Annotated in this window: 15 protein-coding genes, 1 tRNA gene and 1 pseudogene; 10 read left to right on the top strand and 7 right to left on the bottom strand. The window is 69.9% G+C overall.

Annotated elements, in window-relative coordinates; all coding sequences use genetic code 11:
- Window positions 1–226 (bottom strand): hypothetical protein (locus tag HY68_RS45500; RefSeq protein WP_241778690.1); only part of this gene is annotated, 226 nt, incomplete at its 3' end.
- A gap of 144 nt (window positions 227–370) precedes the next feature.
- Here HY68_RS45500 and HY68_RS26955 point away from each other — a divergent pair.
- The 5 genes from HY68_RS26955 to HY68_RS26935 all read left to right on the top strand — a co-directional run bounded on the left by HY68_RS26955 (window position 371) and on the right by HY68_RS26935 (window position 7580).
- Window positions 371–1687, top strand: a complete 1317-nt coding sequence (locus HY68_RS26955) for an extracellular solute-binding protein (RefSeq protein ID WP_041993473.1) — start codon at window positions 371–373, stop codon at window positions 1685–1687.
- Window positions 1688–1872: 185 nt separating this feature from the next.
- Window positions 1873–2877 (top strand): sugar ABC transporter permease, encoded by a 1005-nt coding sequence (locus tag HY68_RS26950; protein WP_041993471.1) that lies wholly within the window; start codon window positions 1873–1875, stop codon window positions 2875–2877.
- Window positions 2878–2936: 59 nt separating this feature from the next.
- Window positions 2937–3761, top strand: coding sequence for a carbohydrate ABC transporter permease (locus tag HY68_RS26945; protein ID WP_241778795.1), 825 nt, complete (start codon window positions 2937–2939; stop codon window positions 3759–3761).
- 67 nt (window positions 3762–3828) lie between these two features.
- On the top strand, window positions 3829–6372 hold the full coding sequence (locus HY68_RS26940; RefSeq protein ID WP_041993469.1) for a glycoside hydrolase family 2 protein: 2544 nt from the start codon (window positions 3829–3831) through the stop codon (window positions 6370–6372).
- 233 nt (window positions 6373–6605) lie between these two features.
- Window positions 6606–7580, top strand: coding sequence for a glycoside hydrolase family 6 protein (locus HY68_RS26935; RefSeq protein WP_078863799.1), 975 nt, complete (start codon window positions 6606–6608; stop codon window positions 7578–7580).
- 249 nt (window positions 7581–7829) lie between these two features.
- Here HY68_RS26935 and HY68_RS26930 read toward each other — a convergent pair.
- From HY68_RS26930 to HY68_RS26920, 3 genes are all read right to left on the bottom strand, one after another.
- A tRNA-Pro gene (locus tag HY68_RS26930) sits at window positions 7830–7903 on the bottom strand.
- A gap of 87 nt (window positions 7904–7990) precedes the next feature.
- On the bottom strand, window positions 7991–9556 hold the full coding sequence (locus HY68_RS26925; RefSeq protein WP_041993465.1) for a glycoside hydrolase family 71 protein: 1566 nt from the start codon (window positions 9554–9556) through the stop codon (window positions 7991–7993).
- A gap of 111 nt (window positions 9557–9667) precedes the next feature.
- A complete protein-coding gene (locus HY68_RS26920) occupies window positions 9668–10768 on the bottom strand; it encodes an LCP family protein (protein WP_078863798.1) in 1101 nt (366 codons plus the stop codon).
- A gap of 278 nt (window positions 10769–11046) precedes the next feature.
- Here HY68_RS26920 and HY68_RS26915 point away from each other — a divergent pair, with 278 nt between their 5' ends.
- Window positions 11047–12450, top strand: coding sequence for a sugar transferase (locus tag HY68_RS26915; protein ID WP_041993463.1), 1404 nt, complete (start codon window positions 11047–11049; stop codon window positions 12448–12450).
- Between the two features lie 18 nt (window positions 12451–12468).
- Here HY68_RS26915 and HY68_RS26910 read toward each other — a convergent pair whose 3' ends face one another.
- The gene (locus HY68_RS26910) at window positions 12469–13404 is read right to left on the bottom strand and encodes a GDP-L-fucose synthase (protein ID WP_078864001.1); all 936 of its coding nucleotides are present in this window, start codon (window positions 13402–13404) and stop codon (window positions 12469–12471) included.
- Between the two features lie 59 nt (window positions 13405–13463).
- Here HY68_RS26910 and gmd point away from each other — a divergent pair, with 59 nt between their 5' ends.
- From gmd to HY68_RS26895, 3 genes are all read left to right on the top strand, one after another.
- Window positions 13464–14477 (top strand): GDP-mannose 4,6-dehydratase, encoded by a 1014-nt coding sequence (gene gmd / locus HY68_RS26905; protein WP_041993457.1) that lies wholly within the window; start codon window positions 13464–13466, stop codon window positions 14475–14477.
- Window positions 14478–14599: 122 nt separating this feature from the next.
- Entirely contained in the window at window positions 14600–17323 is a 2724-nt protein-coding gene (locus HY68_RS26900) for a LamG-like jellyroll fold domain-containing protein (RefSeq protein ID WP_041993455.1), read from the top strand.
- A 164-nt stretch (window positions 17324–17487) separates the two neighbouring features.
- Window positions 17488–18183 (top strand): hypothetical protein, encoded by a 696-nt coding sequence (locus tag HY68_RS26895; protein WP_041993453.1) that lies wholly within the window; start codon window positions 17488–17490, stop codon window positions 18181–18183.
- 32 nt (window positions 18184–18215) lie between these two features.
- Here the strand turns inward: HY68_RS26895 and HY68_RS26890 are convergent, their stop codons facing one another.
- Window positions 18216–19325: a glycosyltransferase gene (locus HY68_RS26890; RefSeq protein WP_041993450.1), complete on the bottom strand. Its 1110-nt coding sequence runs from the start codon at window positions 19323–19325 to the stop codon at window positions 18216–18218.
- Complete coding sequence (locus tag HY68_RS26885; protein WP_041993447.1) at window positions 19322–19858, bottom strand: WcaF family extracellular polysaccharide biosynthesis acetyltransferase; 537 nt, start codon at window positions 19856–19858, stop codon at window positions 19322–19324. The genes HY68_RS26890 and HY68_RS26885 overlap by 4 nt, the downstream gene beginning before the upstream one ends.
- A 138-nt stretch (window positions 19859–19996) precedes the next feature.
- On the opposite strand from HY68_RS26885, the pseudogene HY68_RS42255 reads away from it, so the two are divergent.
- Window positions 19997–20334, top strand: a pseudogene (locus tag HY68_RS42255) (hypothetical protein); the annotation flags it as partial.

The raw sequence follows: 20334 nt of genomic DNA, 5'->3' as shown, positions 1-20334 counted from the left end.
CGGCGGCAACACCACCAACAACACCCGCCTCCAGATCTACGACCGCAACACCAACCCCTGGCAAACCTGGCACCTCCCCACCTGACACCTCACACCCAACACCCCACAGGCGTGCCGCCGTTCCCCTGATCGCGGTCAGGGGAACGGCGGTGGTCGACCACGATAATGTACTGGTGCGTTTTAGCACATTCAGTAAAGGCTTGTAGAGCGCGAAATGCTTACACAAAACTAGACCGTTCTATGGACACGTGCGGATGTTCCGTCTACGTTGAGCAACCATCAGCCGCTTCGCCCTCGACGACGAGACGTCCGTCGCTGCGCGGCATGCAGTGCGGCGCCCTTTCGTTCAGCAACAGGGAGTGGGATCGGCATGCGAAAAACAGTCCTTGCGGCCACCGGCGTGGTCCTCACCATGGTCCTGGCGGCCTGCGGCGGGGGAAGCGGCGGCGCCGCGTCCACCGACGTGGTGAAGGTGCCCGCCGACCCCTCGAAGGTGACCGGCACGATCACGGTGCTCACCAACCGTACCGACCAGGTGCAGGACGGCACCGCCAAGAAGTACGCGGCGGCCTTCAACAAGGTCTACCCGCACGTGAAGGTGAAGTTCCAGGGCCTCACGGACTACGAGGGCGACGTCAAGATCCGGCTCAACAGCAAGAACTACGGGGACGTGCTGTCGATCCCCAACTCGGTTCCGCTGAAGCAGTATCCGACGTTCTTCGCCCCGCTGGGCAGCTCCGCCGCCCTGTCGAAGACCTACGACTTCACCGACCACGCGACCGTCGGCGGGAACGTCTACGGCATCGCCAACATCGGCACCGCCAACGGCTTCGTCTACAACAAGGCCGTGTGGAAGCAGGCCGGGATCACCGACTGGCCCACCACACCTCAGCAGTTCATCGACGATCTGAAGGCTGTCAAGGCCAAGACCGGCGCGACGCCGTACTACACGAACTACCACGACGGCTGGCCGATGACGAACTGGGGCAACGCCCTCGGCTCGCCCAGCTGCGACCCCGCCGCCAACGACAAGCTCGCCGACACGAAGGAGCCCTGGGCGGCGGGCCAGGACCTCAACACCGTCGACACCCTGCTGTACGGCATCGTCCACGAGAAGCTCTCGGAGGCCGACCCCAACACCACCAACTGGGAGAACTCCAAGGCCCTGATGGGCTCCGGCAAGATCGGCGCCATGTGGCTGGGCTCCTGGGCCGTGGTGCAGATGCGGGACGCCGCGAAGACGGCCGGCAAGAACCCCGACGACATCGGCTTCATGCCCTTCCCGACGCAGAAGGACGGGCACTTCTGCTCCGTCGTCCGCCCGGACTACCAGTACGCGATCAACGTGCACTCCAAGAACAAGCCGGCCGCCCGCGCCTGGATCGACTGGTTCATCAACAAGTCCGGTGATGCACAGGCCTCCTTGTCCATCTCGTCGGTCAAGGGCTCGGCGCTGCCCGCCGACCTCAAGCCCTTCCAGGACGCCGGCGTCACGTTCGTCCCCATGGCGTACGGCAAGACGGCGACGGTCGACGAGATCGACAAGGCGTCCGAGATCGGCCTGAACAACCAGGACTACCCGCAGCACATCGTCGACGTCGCCCGCGGCGCCGCGGGCGGGGACATCGACAGCATCTTCAAGGACCTCAACAAGAAGTGGTCCGACGCCCAAGGCACCGTCGGCTGAACGGGCATGACCCACGCCGCTGCTTCGGCCCGGCCCGATCCGGCCCGGCCCGATCCGGACGCCGACCGGACCGGAGCAGCGGCACCCCAGGGCGCCCAGCCTCGCAACAGGAGGGGCGGGCGACCGTCCCCCCGCCAGCACACAGACCTGCCGCCCCGCCACGCGGCGACCGGAAGAAGGACCCCATGAGCGCACCGCGGACCGCAGGCCGTACGCCTCCCGCCCGCAAGCCTCCCGCCGGCACGCCTCCCGCCCGCGCCGTACCGCCGGACGCGGCCCGCTCCCCCGCCAAGAACCGGCCCCGACGGCCGGGTTCGCGGCGCGGGAAGGGCGGCGCCCGGTGGTTCACCCCGTGGCTGTACCTGCTCGCGCCGCTCGCGCTGCTGGTGGTGTTCACCTGGCTGCCCGTGGTGGACATGTTCGGCTACAGCTTCACCGACTGGGACGGCATCAGCCCGGTCCGCAACTGGGTGGGACTGTCGAACTACTCGGACCTGTTCACCCGGCCGCAGCTGTTCCAGGTGTTCTGGGTCAGCCTGTTCTACCTGGGCGCTTCGGTCGTACAGATCTGCGCGGCCCTGTACTTCGCCACCGTCCTCAGTTTCAACACCCGGCTGCGCAACCTGTTCAAGGGGGTGCTGTTCTTCCCCTACCTGATCAACGGAGTCGCCGTCGGCTTCGTGTTCCTGTACTTCTTCCAGCCCGGCGGCACCCTCGACACGGTGCTCGGCTGGCTCGGCGCCGGGCCGCACCTGTGGCTGAGCGACCCGCACCTGGTCAACACCTCGCTCGCGGGCGTGTCGGTGTGGCGCTTCATGGGCGTGAACCTGGTGTTGTTCATCGGCGCCATCCAGTCCATCCCGCCGCAGCTGTACGAGGCCGCGGCGCTGGACGGGGCGAGCCGCTGGCAGCAGTTCCGCTACGTCATCGCGCCGAGCATCCGGCCGATCATCAGCCTCAGTGTGATCCTGGCCATCTCCGGGTCGCTGTCGGTCTTCGAGATCCCGTTCATCATGACCGGCGGCTCCAACAACAGCGAGACCTTCGTCATCCAGACGATCAAGCTCGCCTTCAACTTCAACAAGACCGGGCTCGCCTCGGCAGCCGCCGTCGTGCTGCTGGCGATCGTGCTGCTGGTGACCTGGGTCCAGCGCCTGCTGTTCCCCGACGAGAGGGTGGAACAGTCATGACGGCACTCGACGCTCCCGCCGTGGCGCGGGCCCCGCGCTCCCCCGGGGGGGCGGCGCCCATGCGCGGCCGGGTCGCGGTGTTCCTGAAGTACCTCTCGCTGGTGCTGGCCAGTGCGGTCGTCCTGGTGCCGCTGGCCGCTGTGCTGCTCACCTCGCTGCGTACGAGCAAGGAGATGGCCGGCGGCGGCGCGCTCGCCGCCCCGGACAACTGGCTGAACTTCCACAACTACGCCATCGCGTTCACCGACGGGCACATGCTGCGCGCCCTGTGGAACACCACGTTCATTCTCTTCTTCTCCGTGCTCGGTACCGTACTGATCGGCTCGATGACCGCCTATGCGATCGACCGCTTCCACTTCCGGTTCAAGAAGCTGGTGATGACGCTCTTCCTGGTCGCGTCGCTGGTGCCGAGCGTCACCACCCAGGTGGCGACGTACCAGATCGTCAACAACCTCGGGGTGATGGACACCCGGTGGGCACCTGTCATGCTCTACATGGGCACCGATATCGTGTCGATCTACATCTTCCTGCAGTTCATCCGCTCCATCCCGGTCTCCCTGGACGAGGCGGCCCGGATCGACGGCGCGAACTCGTTCACGATCTACTGGCGCATCATCATGCCGCTGCTCAGACCGGCCGCCGCCACGGTCGTGATCATCAAGGGGGTCGCGATATACAACGACTTCTACATTCCCTTCCTGTACATGCCGGACGACAGCCTCGGCACGATCTCGACCTCACTGTTCCGGTTCAAGGGCCCCTACGGCGCCCACTGGGAGGTCATCTCGGCGGGCGCCGCACTGGTGATCATCCCGAGCCTGGTCGTCTTCCTCGCGCTGCAGCGCTTCATCTACAACGGTCTCGCCTCCGGCGCCACCAAGTAGCTCCACCGCACCGAAAAACACGCACCGCCCTCTACAGCCGAGCCCCCATCGGGCCCAAGGAGACCGTATGAAGGTCAGCACGCCGCTCACCCGCGGCTGGACCCTGAGCCTGGACACCTCCAGGCACCTCCCCGTGCAGGCGCCGCCGGTACTGGCGGCCGGACCCGTCACCGCGACCGTGCCGGGCTGTGTGCACACCGACCTGCTGACCGCGGGCCTGATTCCCGACCCCTTCCTCGACGCCAACGAGACCGACGTGGCCTGGGTGGGCCGGGCCGACTGGACCTACCGCACCGAACTGCCCGCCGGCGGAGGCGGCCACGAGCGCACCGACCTGGTCTTCGACGGCCTCGACACCGTGGCCGAGATCCGCGTCGGGGAGACGGTGCTGGGCCGGACCCGCAACATGCACCGCTCGTACCGCTTCGACGTCACCGAGGCGCTCGGCTCGGGTCCGGCGCCGCTCACGGTGGCCTTCACCTCGGCCTACCAGGAGGCCGAGCGCGTCCGCTCGCTGCTGGGCGATCGGCCGGGCCCGTACCCCGAGCCCTTCCCGTTCATCCGCAAGATGGCCTGCTCGTTCGGCTGGGACTGGGGGCCGACCCTCGTCACCGCGGGCATCTGGCGCCGGCCCCGGCTGGAGCGCTGGTCCACGGCCCGGCTCGCCGAGGTCCGCCCGGAGGTCACCGTCCGCGAGGACGGCACGGGAGTCGTCTCCGTCCATGTGACCGTCGAGCGGTCGGCCGGCGGGACCGGCCGCGGGCTGCGCCTCGGTCTCGACGTAGCGGGCATGTCGGGCGTCTCGGGTGTCGGGAGCGTCTCCGTACACGGCGAACTCCCTTCGGGAACAGACCAGTTGACGCTACGGGCCGAGGTGCCCGACGCCGAGCTGTGGTGGCCCCGCGGATACGGCGAGCAGCATGTCCACTCCTGCACCGTCACCCTCGCCGACACCGAAGGAGCCGGCGGGGCCGACGCCGACGGAGCCGAGCCACTGGACATGTGGGAGCGCAACGTCGGCTTCCGTACCGTCGTACTCGACACCGGCGAGGACGAGCACGGCAGCGCCTTCACCCTGGTGGTGAACGGAACGCCGCTGTTCGCCCGGGGGGTGAACTGGATCCCGGAGGACGTCTTCCCGTCCCGCGTCACACCGGAGCGCTACCGGCGGCGGCTGGAGCAGGCGGCGGCCGCCGGGGTCGACCTGGTACGGGTCTGGGGCGGCGGGATCTACGAGGACCGCGCCTTCTACGACATCTGCGACGAGCTCGGCCTGATGGTCTGGCAGGACTTCCCGTTCGCCTGCGCGGCCTACCCCGAGGGCGAACCCCTGCGTTCCGAGATCGAGGCCGAGGCGCGCGAGAACGTCGTCAGGCTGATGCCGCACCCGTCCCTCGTGCTGTGGAACGGCAACAACGAGAACCTGTGGGGCTTCAAGGACTGGGACTGGGAACCGGCTCTCGCCGGGGCCTCCTGGGGCGAGGCGTACTACCTCGACCTGCTGCCCCGTATCACCGCCGAGACCGATCCCACCCGGCCCTACTGGGCAGGCAGCCCCTGGTCGGGCTCGTGGGAGGTGCACCCCAACGACCCCGGGCACGGCACGGCCCACTCGTGGGACGTGTGGAACCGCGAGGACTACACCGGCTACCTCAACGAAGTCCCCCGGTTCGTCGCCGAGTTCGGCTGGCAGGCCCCGCCCGCGTACGCGACGCTGCGCCGCGCGCTGAGCGACCGGCCGCTGACCCCCGACTCCCCCGGCATGCTGCATCACCAGAAGGCCGAGGACGGCAACGGCAAGCTGGACCGCGGGCTGGCCCACCACTTCGCGCCGCCCGCCGACTTCGACACCTGGCACTACCTCACCCAGCTCAACCAGGCGCGGGCCGTCGCCACCGGCGTCGAGCACTGGCGCTCCCACTGGCCGCGCTGCGCCGGCACGATCCTGTGGCAGCTCAACGACTGCTGGCCCGTCACCTCGTGGGCCGCCATCGACGGGGACGGCCGCGAGAAGCCCCTCTACCACGAGCTGAAACGCCTCTACGCCGACCGGCTGCTGACACTGCAGACCCGGGACGGACGTCTCGTCCTGGCCGCCGTCAACCAGAGCGGCGAGCAGTGGAGTTGCCAGGCCCTCGTGCGCCAGGTGGACGCCCACGGCGGCGCGGTCGCAGAACACCACGTCCCCGTCGAGGTGGCGCCGCGGTCGGTCGTCCTGCTCGACCTCCCCGACCGGCTGGCGGTACCCGGCGATCCGCGGCGCGAGTTCGTCGTCGCGGACGCGGACGGGCTGCGCGCCGTGCACTTCGCGGTGCCCGACCACTCCTTCGACTACCCGGTCGCGGAGATGACCACCCAGGTCATCTCCGAGGGCGACGACGCACGGGTGCGGGTCACGGCGCACACCCTCGTACGGGACCTGCTGCTACAGGCCGACCGGCTGCACCCGGACGCCCGCACCGACCGCGGCCTGGTGACGCTGCTCCCGGGAGAGAGCGTCGAGTTCACGGTCACCGGCTGGAACGCCGAAGCCACGGAGGCCCTGTCGTCAGCGCTGCGCTGCGTCAACGCCGCCCACGCGTCGGACCCGGTCGGCGACCGGGTGTCGTAAGCCGGGAAACCCGGCAAGGGCCGGGTTCGGACGTCACCGGACCCGGCCCGCCCCGCGTCCCACGGCCCTTGCCGAACTCATTGACACGGACTGCCGCCGATGCCAATGTCTCGTCTGGCAGCGGCAGTTCCCGGTGAAAGCCCCGACGGGACCGCCGCTCGTTCCTCCCCCCACCCGCGCCCCCATGGCTGATTTATCGCCAGCGTGGGAGCGCTCCCAGAAGGGCTGCACTCTTGAGAAAGAAGATGCGTACGCTCGTCACGTCGGCATTCGCGTGCCTGCTCCTGCCCCTCGGTGCCGGGCAGGCCGACGCCGACGCCCTGGCCGATCCGATCGGCATGACCAGCGGGTTCTACGTGGACCCGAACTCGACTCCGGCCGCATGGGCAGCGGCGAACCCCGGCGACGGACGGGCGCCGGCGATCCGGGACAACATCGCCTCGCGCCCCATGGCCCGGTGGTTCGGTTCCTGGAGCGGTGACATCGGGTCCGCGGTTGGCTCCTACGTAGGAGCCGCGGACGCCGCCGACAAGCTTCCCGTCCTGATCGCCTACAACATCCCTGGCCGCGACGCCTGCGGCGGCCACTCCGGCGGCGGCGCGGGTTCTCCGGCGGCGTACAGCGCCTGGATCTCCGCCTTCGCCTCGGCCATCGGCGGGCGACCGGCGCTGGTGGTGATCGAGCCCGACTCCCTCGGCGACTTCAGCTGTATGTCCCAGCAGCAGATCGATGAGCGCAACGCCATGATCAAGGACGCCCTGGCGCGGTTCTCCGCGCAGGCGCCCAACACCTGGACGTACCTGGACGCCGGAAACCCCGGCTGGATCGACGCGGGCGCCATGGCCCGGGCTCTCGACGGCGCCGGGGCCCGACAGGCGCACGGTTTCTCGTCGAACATCTCGAACTACTACAACAACGACCGGAACATCAGCTACGGCAACGCCCTCAACTCGGCGCTGTCGGCGTCCTTCGGCTACACGAAGCCCTTCGTCGTCGACACCAGCCGCAACGGCAACGACTCCAACGGCGAGTGGTGCAACCCCGCCGGACGGAAGACCGGAACGGCCAGCCAGACGGGCGGCGGAGCCGAGATGCTGCTGTGGCTGAAGACCCCCGGCGAATCCGACGGCGACTGCGGAGTCGGCGCGGGCTCCGTGGCCGGGCAGTTCCTCCCGGAAGTCGCGTACAAGATGATCTACGGCTACTGAGACCGCCGATACGGCACGGTGGGCTGCTTCCTCCGGGTGGCAGCCCACTGCCGTCGGGGGCGCCGGGGCTTTCGCGCCGGCTTCAGCGGTGAGTGGTGCTCGCGTACGGACAGGTGCGCGCCCGCCATCAACCGACTGGCGGCGCTGCTGGGACGCACCGTCCCCGCCTGATCCCCAACTGGTCCCGGGAACGATCAAGGGCCGGTATCGGATTTCTCCGACACCGGCCCTGACCTCGACTCTTTCGAGTCGGGACGACAGGATTTGAACCTGCGACCCCTTGACCCCCAGTCAAGTGCGCTACCAAGCTGCGCCACGTCCCGATGCGTGCCGTGTACGGATGTCGCCGTGCGGTCACGCAGCGCCAACGTTACCGCACTCCGGGAGGGGGTTGTCCAACGCGGGGCTGCTCAGTCCGTGCCCGGGAGGCGGGCGGCCGCCAGGTCGCCGCTCGTCACCGCGTAGTACTGGAGGTCCTGCGACTGGGCCGGGGGGCCCACCGGGTAGCGGGTGGTCACCTCGGTCGACTTCCGGCCGTCGCGTACGACGGCCGCCGAGCTGTGGCCTGTTCGCAGCGGCAGCAGTGTCGCGGTGACGCCCGCCGGCAGGTCGAAGCTCTTGTGGTCGGTGCCCACGGCGGTGTCGACGGTCGCGGGTGCCGGGAGGAAGCTCAGCACCTCGACCTCGTCGCGTGGCTGCGCGGTCCCGGCGCGGGGCCGCATCAGTCGTTGGCCGGCGCCAGCCGACGGTACGGCGGCGGCGAACTGGACGCGGGAGGTCACGTAGAGCCGGTCGCGTACGAGCTGCGGCCACTTCCCCGTCTTGAAGCGGGTCAGGTAGTACGAGGAGATGTCGAGGTAGGCGTAACCGTTGTGGAGCGAGGGGGCGAACTGGCTGCCCTCCGAGTAGTCGTTCCAGGTGGTGAGCTGGACCCAGTCGGCGCCGTCGTCGATGGCATGGCCCCAGGTGGTGCGGAGGTTGGCGGTGTTGCCTGCCTCGTCGTACACGCCCTGGTTGGGGCGGGCGTCCTGGACGGAGACGGGCTGCATCCACACCTTGCCGAGCCGGTGGGCGAGCGCTGTGTGGGCGCTCGCGCCCTCCTGGGCGGTGTAGCTGCGGTTCCCCCACTCGGAGAATCCGTAGCTGATCGACGCGTAACGCTCCGCGTTGGCACCGAAGTTGAGGAACAGCGGGACCAGTGCGGTCCTGATGCCGTGCTGTCCGTCCAGCCGCGCCATCATCTGCGACCACCACGCGGGGTCCACGGCCTCGGCCTTGAACGGGGACACCACCAGCCTGCCGTCGGCCAGCCGGTGGGCCGCCGGCTGGGCGGCGAGCTTCGCCAGGGCTTCGGCCAGGGTCGCCGGGTCGGTGTGCAGGGACGTCATGTCCGGCATCAGCATGATCCGGAACGCCGGGTCGACCTCGTGCGCCGCTTTGAGCAGCAGGTTGACCCGGTCCCAGTTCGGTCCCGACAGCGAGAGGATGTCGACGCTGAATCCGTCGATCCCGGCGTCCCGCGCGGTGCGCACTTCCTGTTCCAGGTTGGCCAGTTGCCAGTCGCCCTGCTGCTCGGCGACCGGGAGCGGGCGGTCGCGCAGCAGCCCGCCGTACGCGGCGTGCTTGCCGTTCTCGCCCCGTACCGTGAGGTAGTTGCGGCTGTAGTAGTCGCTCTGCGCCGGCTGGTTGTCGAGGGAGAGCGGGTACGGCGTGAAGTAGTGGGCGAAGACCAGGTGCGCGCTGTCGCGCAGTTCGGCGGCGGGCGGCAGGTCGAACGGCAGCGCGTCGGTCGCCCTCGGCGGTGCCACACTCGTACCGCCCGGGGTCTCCTGCCCGCCGTTCGTGTCACCGGCCATGCCCACTCCGGCCCAGGCGCCGAGCAGCAGGACGCCGAGGACGGCGCCGAGCACCGCGCGGCGCTTGCGGCGCGCCGGGTGACGGCGGTGTGACGCGGGCCCCGCTGTCGGCTCGGCCATCGTCCGTCCTCCCGAAGATCGTCCCGTAATACGGGTATTGCGCAGTAGTAGAGCCGATCCGCGGCCCGGGGGCAACCGGCCCCGGGCGTCCCCGGGGCCCGTCCTGTCCCGCTAGGGGGTGGTCGTACCGAGCCGATCAGTACGGTGACCGGCGACGTACGACTTGAGGGTGTCCGCGCGCATCGCGTCCCACAAAGTACGGTCCTTGGCCGCGTCCAGGAGGACGACGGACTGTCCGTCGATCGTGTCGGTCCCGGTCACCGGAGCGTTCATGAAGACCATTCCGGAGGGCCTGATGTCCCGGGAGCCCCACAGCAGATCGCGCAGATCGCCGTTGCCGAGGCGGTCGTCCACACTGACGCTGTCGGTGAGGTTGTTCAGCACCTCGCCGGTCTTCAGCGGGTTGGTGAGGTTGCCCGGGGTGAGGACCTTGCTGAGCACGGCGCGCAGGAAGTTCTGCTGCCGGTGGGTGCGGTCGAGGTCGCCGCGGGCCAGGCTGTGCCGCTCCCGTACGTAGACCAGGCCCTGGGTGCCGTTCATGTGCCGGCGCTCCCCGTCGACGGTGAGGTCGACGCCGCCCACCGAGTCGGTGAGCTTCTTGAAGCCGTCCCAGTCGATGACCGCCAGATGATCGACCTTGACGTCGGTGAGCCGCTGCACGGTGTCGATGAGCAGCGGCGGGCCGCCCCAGGAGAACGCCGCGTTGAGCTTGGCCTTGCCGTGGCCGGGGATGTCGACCCAGGAGTCCCTGGGCAGCGAGACGACATAGGCGTTGGAGCGGTCCTCGGGCAGATGGACCAGCATCATCGTGTCGCTGCGCTGCGCCCCGTACGTCCACTGCGGGGCCTTGGCGTCCTTTCCTGTCGTGGGCAGGTCGGAGCGGCTGTCGACGCCGACGAGCAGGAACGTCTCGCCGCCGGCGCTGTCCTTGGGCTGCGCGGAGGCCGGGACCTTGGTGGGAAAGGCGTTCGGGATGCGCTCCACGCGGCCGGTGTAGTGCCCGACGGCCCACCAGCCGGCGCCGGCCAGCAGCAGGACGCCCACGCCGACCAGCGCCAGGCCGCCCAGCAGGAATTTACGCCGTTTCGTGCGGTGCTCGGGGGCGGACGGCGGCGGCGTACCCGCCGCGGAATCCGCCGCGGAATCCGGCGCTGCGGCCGGTTCCGCCGGGTCGAGCGGTCCGTCGGATCTCTCGTCGGCTGACTCGTTCATGATCTTGTTCTCTTCCCCCCTGCCGCCTCAGCGGCAACTCCAGTGGGCACCGATGTGATGAAACGGACGTCAACCGATAGGAACGATTCCGTAAACAGCGGTGCATGCGCACAAGTTTGTCGTACTGTTCCCTGTTGCGACACCTGTTCGTCGATCGGGGAATCGACTAACGGTGTGTAGCACGTCAACACGTGCCGGGGGGGTACATGTGGCATGTCCATCCATCTGAGACAAGCGCGCCCGGAACCAGAACCGGGCCGGGGGCGGTCCCGCGTGGGATGCGTCTCAAGGCGGGCTGGTATCTGCCCGTCGCGCTGCTGACCGACCTCGTCGGGGCGGCCGTGCCGGTGGCACTGCTGCTCTACCGGAGTGGTGAGCCCTACGCGCTGCGGAGCGCCTTCGTGGCCGCGCTGGCCTGGACGCTCGTCCAGTTCTGCCGGCTCAGATACGCGGCGCGCACACTCGGCGAGTCGCGCGGCGCGCTGCCCGTGCTGCACGACTGGCTGATCCTGGTCGGCACACTGGCCGTGGCGCGGGCCGCCTTCGAACTGCATCACGCGCCGCTGCGCTGCCTGCTGGCACTGCTTCCGGCGTTGTTCCTCACGCTCGCCTGCCGCAAACTGACGTACCGTCACCTGGCGCGGGCCCGCAGAAAGGCGCAGGTCGTGACGCGGGTGCTGATGATCGGCGAGCCGTCGGCCGCCGACGATCTCGCGGAGCATCTCGCGGCCCGCACCGACCATCCGTACGTCGTGGTCGGCGTCGTCGCGATCGGCGAAGGCGACCTGGCCGCCGGCGCCCGGCTGTCCTGCCGGCTGCCGTCGGGCACACCGGCCGAGCCGGGCGAGGACAGCGGGCCCGTACTGGCCGCCATCCGTGAACTGCCCGCCGACGTGGTGTTGATCGCGCCGGGGGCCGGGATGTCGGGAGAGCGGCTGCGCCGGCTCTCCTGGGCGCTGCACGACGCGGGTGTCGAGCTGGCCCTGGCACCGGGCCTGCTGGAGATCTCCGTCAAGCGCCTGGAGACCACGTCGGCGGCGGGACTGGCCCTGCTGCGGGTCGTGCCACCGCTGCGGCGCGGACTCCAGCCGACCCTGAAGACTGTCATGGACCGAACAGCGGCGGCGCTGGGGCTGCTGGCCCTGTCACCACTCTTCGTGGTCGTGGCGCTCGCCGTCGGACTGACGTCGTCCGGCCCCGTCTTCTACCGGCAGCGCCGGATCGGGCAGGCGTGTGTGCCGTTCGTGATGTGGAAGTTCCGCACGATGCATGTGGACGCGGATCTGCGCAGGGCCGAGCTGGCCTCGGTCAACGAGATCGACGGTCCGATGTTCAAGATCCGCAGGGACCCCCGGGTCACCCGGGTGGGCAGGCTGCTGCGCCGGGCGTCACTGGACGAACTGCCCCAGCTGATCAACGTGGTGCGCGGTGAGATGTCGCTGGTGGGCCCGCGCCCGCCGCTGGCCGACGAGGTCACGCACTACACCGAGACCGAACTGCGGCGGCTCGCGGTACGGCCGGGGATGACCGGTCTGTGGCAGATCAGCGGACGGTCGGACCTCTCCTGGGACGAGACCGTCCAGCTCGATCTCAGCTACGTCGACAACTGGTCCTTCACCAGCGACGTCGATGTCATGGCCCGTACGCTCCGCGCCGTCGTCGACGGTCGCGGAGCGTACTGAGAGGGGCCGGCGATGACTTCACGTACGCTGCCAGTCGGCGTAGGTGGCGGCGATACCGTCCCGCAGCGGGATGCCCGGCTTCCAGCCGAGCGCGGCGAGCCGGGAGATGTCCAGCAGCTTGCGGGGCGTGCCGTCCGGCTTCGTGGTGTCCCAGCCGATGGTGCCCTGATACCCCGTCACCTCCGCTACGGTCTCAGCCAGTTCGCGGATGGTGAGGTCGGCGCCGCAGCCGACGTTGACGGGGCCGTCGGCGTCGTAGGAGCGGAGCAGCAGTGTGCAGGCGGCGGCGAGGTCGTCGACATGCAGGAATTCCCGGCGCGGTGTGCCGGAGCCCCACAGCACCACCTCGTCCTTGCCCTCGGTGCGCGCCTCGTGGAAGCGCCGGATCATCGCGGGCAGGACGTGCGAGGTCGCCAGGTCGAAGTTGTCGCCGGGACCGTACAGATTCGTCGGCATCGCCGAGATGTACCGGGCGCCGTACTGCCGCCGGTACGACTGGATCTGGATGATGCCGGCGATCTTCGCCAGGGCGTACGCCTCGTTGGTCGGTTCGAGCGGTCCGGTGAGCAGCGCGTCCTCGCTGATCGGCTGCGCCGCGTGCTTGGGGTAGATGCAGGACGAGCCGAGGAAGAGCAGCCGTTCGACGCCCGCCTGGTGGGCGCCGGCGATGACACTGAGCTGGATCTGCAGGTTGTCCTCGATGAACTGGACGGGGTACGTGCTGTTCGCCATGATGCCGCCGACCTTGGCGGCCGCCATGACGACGGCGTCGGGTCCGGTGTCCTTCAGCCAGGCGGCCGTCCGGCCGGCGTCGAGCAGGTCCAACTGGTCGCGGCTCCGGGTGAGTACCTCGTAGCCCTCGGAGGTCAGGTTCCGCGCGACGGCGGACCCGACGAGACCTCGGTGGCCGGCGACGAATATCCGGGCGCCGGCCGGCAGGAGCGGTTCAGTCATGTCAGTCATGAGCCGGATCATGCCAGGAAATCACTACATATACCCAGGGGGCATCGGTCATGAGCAAGTCCGCGCTGATCACGGGCGTGACGGGACAGGACGGTTCGTATCTGGCGGAGCTGCTGCTCGCCAAGGGATACACGGTCCACGGTCTGGTCCGGCGGTCGTCCAGCTTCAACACCGAGCGCATCGACCACATTTACCAGGATCCGCAGCAGGCGAACCGGTCGTTCGTGCTGCATCACGCGGATCTCTCGGACGGTGTGGCGCTGGTGAACCTGCTGCGGGAGATCGGCCCGGACGAGGTGTACAACCTCGGCGCCCAGTCCCATGTGCGGGTGTCCTTCGACGCGCCGCTGTACACCGGTGATGTGACCGGACTCGGCGCGCTGCGGCTGCTGGAGGCCATCAGGGCGAGCGGTGTGGAGACCCGGATCTACCAGGCGTCCTCGTCGGAGATGTTCGGCGCCACTCCCCCGCCGCAGAACGAGGACACCCCGTTCCATCCGCGCAGCCCGTACGGCGCCGCGAAGGTCTTCGCCTACTGGACCACGGTCAACTACCGCGAGGCGTACGGGATGTTCGCCGTCAACGGGATCCTGTTCAACCACGAGTCACCGCGCCGCGGTGAGACGTTCGTGACCCGCAAGGTGACCCGCGCCGTCGCCCGGATCAAGGCGGGTCTCCAGGACCGGCTCTATCTGGGCAACCTCGACGCCGTGCGCGACTGGGGATTCGCGCCCGAGTACGTCGAGGCGATGTGGCGGATGCTCCAGCACACAGAGCCGACCGACTTCGTGGTGGCCACCGGAGTCCCGGCCACGGTACGGGAGTTCGTGGAGACGGCCTTCGCGCACGCAGGTCTGGACTGGGACCGGTATGTGCGGTATGACCCCAAGTACGAGCGGCCCAGCGAGGTCGACTCACTCATCGGAGACGCCGGAAAGGCGCGGGACCTGCTCGGCTGGAAGCCGACGGTGCTCGTCGACGAACTGGCCCGGATCATGGTCGACGCCGATCTGCGCCAGCTGGAGGACCAGTTGGCGGGTACAGCGGTCCGCATCGACCGCTGAGCGACCGCGGAGGGGGCGGTCGCGGCACGGCATCCGCGCAGGGGTGGCGCGGATGAGCACGGCGAACCACACGCACAACAGAACTCCGGCCGTAGGGCCGGGCTATCCCGCCTGGGGGGTACATGCGTAGAACCTGGGGGCTTTCGGCGGCCCTCATCCTGTCCGTCACCGCCGGCATGGGGGTGACCGCCGTGCCGCAAGCAGCGGCGGTGACACCTCCGGTGGCGTTCACCGCCGACGATCTGCCGACCTGGCAGACCAACGGCATCGTCTGGGCACTCGCCCAGGCGGACGACACCGTCTTCGTCGGCGGCACCTTCTCGCAGGTGCGCCCGCCGGACGGTGCGAGTGGCACCGCGCAGAGCGCGGTGAACTTCGTCGCGATGAACGCCGCGACGGGCGCGCCCACTTCCTGCACACTCTCGTTCACCATCGGCAGCGGTACGGCGACGGTACGCGCGCTCGCCGTCTCGCCCGACAAGCAGACGCTGTACGCGGGGGGTTACTTCGGCGCCGTCAACGGCACCCCGGTGAGCAGTCTCGCCGCGATCGACATCGCCACCTGTACGCCGAAGGCGGCCTTCCACCCGAGCTTCGCTGCGACGGTACGGGCGTTGTCCGTCACCGACGACACGGTCTTCGCGGGCGGCGACTTCGGATCGGTCCAGGGCCAGACCCGGCAGCGGTTCGCGGCCGTCGACAGCACGAGCGGCGCGCTGCGGCCGTTCACCGCCGACGCCGACGCTCCTGGGCGGGCCGTCGCCGTCACTCCTGACGGCGACCACGTCGTCGTCGGCGGGGACTTCACCACCGTCAACGGGGCGGACTCGCACGCGCTCGCCGTGGTGGACTCCACCACGGGCGCCAACGTGCAGACGTACCCGAACAACTTCGTGCCGGTCAACTCGGTCGTGAAGGCCATCGGGACCGACGCGACCGGCTTCTACACCGGCAACGAGGGCACCGGCGGCGGCGTCTTCGACGGCCGGATCGCGGTGGATCTCAGCAACTTCGGCCAGCGATGGCGCGACACGTGCCTCGGCGCCACCCAGGCGGTCGAGTCGTACCAGACGGTGCTCTACAGCGCGTCGCACGCCCACGACTGCTCCAGCATGGGCGAGTTCCCCGACGGGCCGCGCAACCATCTGCTCGCCGAGCCCACCAGCACCCCCAGTCTGCTCGGCTGGTTCCCGAACACCAACGACGGGCTGGGCGAGGGCATCGGCCCGCGCGCCCTGGCCATCGCCGGGTCGGGAGCGACCAAGTACCTGTGGGTCGGAGGTGAGTTCACCACGGTCAACGCGGCTCCGGCGCAGGGTCTGACCCGGTTCGCCTCGGGGCCCGACACCGGCGTGCCGGCGGTGCCGCAGGCGAGCGCTTCGAGCGTCAAACCCGGTGAGGTGCAGGTGCGGTGGCGCTCCAGCACCGACACCGACGACAGCACGCTGACGTACAAGGTCTACCGCAACGGCTCGTCGACACCGATCCGTACCGTGGACGGCGACTCACTCCCGTGGTCCCGGCCGCAGCTGTCCTTCACCGACACCACGGTGACCTCGGGCCAGACGTACACCTACCGGGTCACGGCGACCGACGCGGCGGGCAACGCGAGCGGGCTCTCCCCGACCGTGTCCGTGACCGTACCGACCTCGGCCGAGGCCTATCCGGCCGCCGTGCTCGACGACGGCGCCTCGCTGTACTGGCGCTACGACGAGGCGTCCGGCGCCTTCGCGGGGGACTCGTCCTCGTCGAACAACAGCGGTGTCTATCTCAACGCACCGGCCCTGCGGCAGACGCCCGCCGCGGTCAACGGGCCCAGCACGGCGCTCGGTCTCAACGGCACCAACGAGCAGGTCTACAGCGACCGGCCGACGACCGTGACCGGGCCCTACAGTCTGGAGACCTGGTTCAAGACCACCACGACCAGCGGTGGCAAGCTGATCGGCTTCGGCTCCAACACCACGGCCAACAGCGGCAACTACGACAAGCACATCTACATGACCAACGCCGGGAACCTGGTGTTCGGTGTGTACACGGGCTCGACCCAGACGGTCGTGTCGCCCGGCACGTACAACGACGGCACCTGGCACCATGTGGTGGCGACCCAGGGGCCCGGCGGGATGACGCTCTACGTCGACGGCGCGGCCGTCGGCACCAAGAACGTCACCACCAACCAGTCGTTCACGGGCTACTGGCACGTCGGCGCCGACAATCTGAACAGCTGGCCGAGTCAGCCGACGAGCAGCTTCTTCGCCGGCCAGATCGACGAGACAGCCGTCTATCCTTCGGTGCTCTCGGCCACGCAGGTCGCCAACCACCACACGCTGGCGTCCGCTCCGGCCGACACCGTCACCACCGTCCAGGCGGCGGAGGACAGTTACGTCAACGCCGGTGCGCCGAGCACCAATTACGGTACGTCGAGTTCGATGGCCGTACGCGGCACCTCCGCGTACACCAGCTATCTGCGCTTCACCCTGCCCGCCGCACCCAGCGGCACGGTACTGAAGAGCGCGCGGCTCGCGGTCAAGACATCCACCATGGCGGGCGCGGAGTCGGCGGACAGCCAGTCCGTCGTCCCGGTCACCGGGGCCTGGACCGAGGCGGGCGTGACGTACAACAACCGGCCCGCACTCGGCGCGGGGACCCTGGGCACGCTCAGCGGGGCATCGGCCGCGTCGAGCGTCTACTCGACGTCGCTGAGCACATCGGCGCTGTCGGCGGCGCTCGGCAGTTCGTACAGCCTGGCGCTGACGAGCACGGGCACCGACCCGCTGTGGCTGTGGTCGAGCGAGGCCACGGCGAACGAGGGGACACCGCAACTGGTGCTGACCTTCGGCGCACCGTGACGCGGCGTGACGCGGCTCTGACCGCACCACGATGATGGGGAGGTGCGGGGCCCGGCACACACCGGGCCCCGCACCCGCCCGTACCAACCGCACCCGCTCGCACCAACCGAACCCGCCCGTACCGCCCGAACTACCCGTACCGCCCGTGCCACAGGAGCCACTTGATGCGTTCGTTCCCCCGGCGTCCGGCAGCCGCCGCCGTGCTGGCCGCCGCCCTTCTCGCGCTGACCGCCTGCAGTTCGTCGCACGACAGCGACGACGCCGCCGCGCCACCGTCGGGGACGACCGGCAGCGGCCCTTCGGCGCAGGTCACGCCCGCCCCCGAACCGCCCGACGCGCAGGCCGGGGAGAGTCCCGCGCCTTCGCCGTCCGGGGGGCCCGTGCTGCCGGACGCCCAACTGACGCCGGTCACCGGCACGTTCACCAAGAAGGAGAAGCACTACCTCAGCGGCAGGGTGCCGAAGAACATGGACCCGGCGGCGGTCCTGCAGACCGGCCAGGAGGCTTGCCAGCGGGTCGCGCTCACCGCGAAGCACAGCCGCGACGACGCGGTGGGAGCGGTGATCGCGGGTGACATCCCGGACGCGGCGGACGCCATCACCCAGCTGTGCCCCGACCAGAAGCCGGTGCTCGCCGCGGCCAGGACCGGCTTCCCTGACGGCAAGCGGGAGAAGCCTGCGGCCGGCACCTACCGGGCGCTGACCACGGACCCCTCGTGCACCTGGCGTGCTGTCGGCGCCGGCGGCAAACCACTGGCCTCGGGCCCGGCGCCCGGCGCCAAGGGCGAGGTCACCGCCAAGATCCCGGCGGGCACCAAGGAGTTCATCTCCTCGGGCTGCTACGCCTGGCTGCCGGCGTAAGGCCTGATCCGGACGACAGGCCCTACGCCCGCTCAGAGCTTCGCGTACGTCTCCAGCAGGGTGTCGAGCACGGCGTCCATCGAGAACGACTCAGCCGCCAGCTTCCGCGCCGCCGCCGAGGCCGCCGCCGCCGTCTCCGGCTCCAGCAGTTCCAGCACGGCGGCGGCGAGCCCCGAAGCCTCGGCGACCACACGGCCCGCACCGGCCGCGCGGATGTCGCCCGCCAGCCCGTTGGACGTCGTGACGACGGACGGCACGCCCACCGACAGCGCCTCCAGCACGGACATCGGGAACGGCTCGTCCACCGACGGCAGTACGTACACATGCGCGCGCCGCAGCTCGGCGATCATCTCCTCGCCCGACAGCGCCCCCGGGCAGCGCACCTTTTCGCCGAGACCCAGTTCGGCGATCAGCGCCTGGACGGCGGCCAGTTCACCCTCGTCGGGTCCTGCGACCACGAACTCGGCGTCGGGCTGCGCCCGCAGGATCTCCGGGACCGCCGCGACGAAGTCCCGGGGGCGCTTGCGGGCCTGCAGCCGGGCCGCGTAGAGGATGCGCGGCGGCCCTTCGGGGGCGGTCCGCGCCTGCTGCGCCGGTACGCCGTTGACCAGCCGGACCGCCTGCTCCAGCGCGGGTGGCCCGGCCACCGCGTCCAGGCCCCTGCGTTCGTGGTCCGTCAGGTACAGCACGGCCGAAGCTCCGTGCAGCAGCCTGCGGACGGCGAGCGCGTCCAGCGCCTTGGCGAGCAGCCGGTCGCTCGGGTCGACCATGCCGTGTGTCTGGAGTACCAGTGACCGCCGGTGCCTTAGCGCGGCGAGTGCGACGGGCAGGGTCACCAGATCGCGGGCCAGGTGTACGTGGACGACGTCGGCGTCGCGTACGAGCCGCCCCGCAGCGGCGAGCAGCCCGGGTGAGGTGATGCCGCTGAAGCCCACCGGGAGGACCCTGCGGGCCTGGTGGAGCTGGGCGGGCACGCCCTCGACGGCGGAGGGCAGCGGCCCTTCGAAGCCGTCGCCGAGCGCCAGCAGCCGCGCGTCGTGGCCACGGGCCCGCAGTCCCTTGGAGAGGTTGAGCGCGACCCGTACCGGGCCGCCGAAGGCGTGGGTGGGGCTGTGCAGCGTGACGGCGTGCAGCACCCTCATACCGGCTCCTCGACCGGCCGGCGGCCGGCGGCGGTGTGCAGGGTGAGCGCGGGCAGGTCGTTGTGCAGGACCGTACCCGCGGCGACGACGGAGTGCGCGCCGACGGTGACCCCGGCCAGCACGACGGCCCGTGCGGCGACCCAGGCGCCGTCCTCGACGGCGATGGGGGCGTTGCGGTAGCGGAAGTCGGCGGCGCGGTGGTCGTGGCTGCCGGTGCACAGCAGCGCTTCCTGCGAGACGCAGACGTGCGCGCCGATGGTGACGGGTTCCAGGTTGAGCAGCCAGGCGCCCTCGCCGATCCAGCTGTGGTCGCCGATGGTCAGCTTCCACGGCCACAGGATCCGCACCCGGTGCCGGATCAGCACGCCCTCGCCGATCCGCGCGCCGAACGCCCGCAGCAGGGCGACACGCAGCCGGGCCGGGCAGAACCACACCATGAACACCGTGTTGAGCACGGCGAACCACAGCGCCTGGACCAGTTTTCCGCGGCCCTTGTCGTATCCGGCCAGCGTGAAGGCCCTGAGATCCCGCATCCGTCCACCCCCCACGGGCGCCTCCCCTGGCGACCCGGATGCTCAGCCTAGTGGTTGACACAAGGTGACAGCGAGGTGGAGGGACGCCAGGCCCTAGACTCCTGTCCGGGGAACTTTTGAGGGGCAGGGGGGCCTGTGATGGCGACGGACGTGAACGAGGCCACCGGGCCGCCGGTTCCGGTGACCACCGGCGCAGCGCCGGTGGTCTCACCGCGCACACTGCTCTCCCGGGCGCTCTCGGTGCCGCTGGTCCTCGGCCTCGCGCTGGTCCTGCCGGTGGTGGTCGCGTCCCAGTCGGGCGACGGGGTGCACGACGCCGCGTACTGGCTCCAGCTCACCCTGACCGTCTACGCCGGGACCCGGTTGTGCGGGATGGTGCTGACCACCAGGCGCAAGCTGCTCCAGGGGTCGTTCTGGCTCTTCGTCTACATGGCGATGGGGGTGGCGCCGCTGGCGCAGCTGGTGCTCGGCCAGGA

The organism is Streptomyces sp. AcH 505, assembly GCF_000818175.1.
Taxonomy (GTDB): Bacteria; Actinomycetota; Actinomycetes; order Streptomycetales; family Streptomycetaceae; genus Streptomyces.
This window is presented reverse-complemented; position numbering and strand designations above follow the sequence as displayed.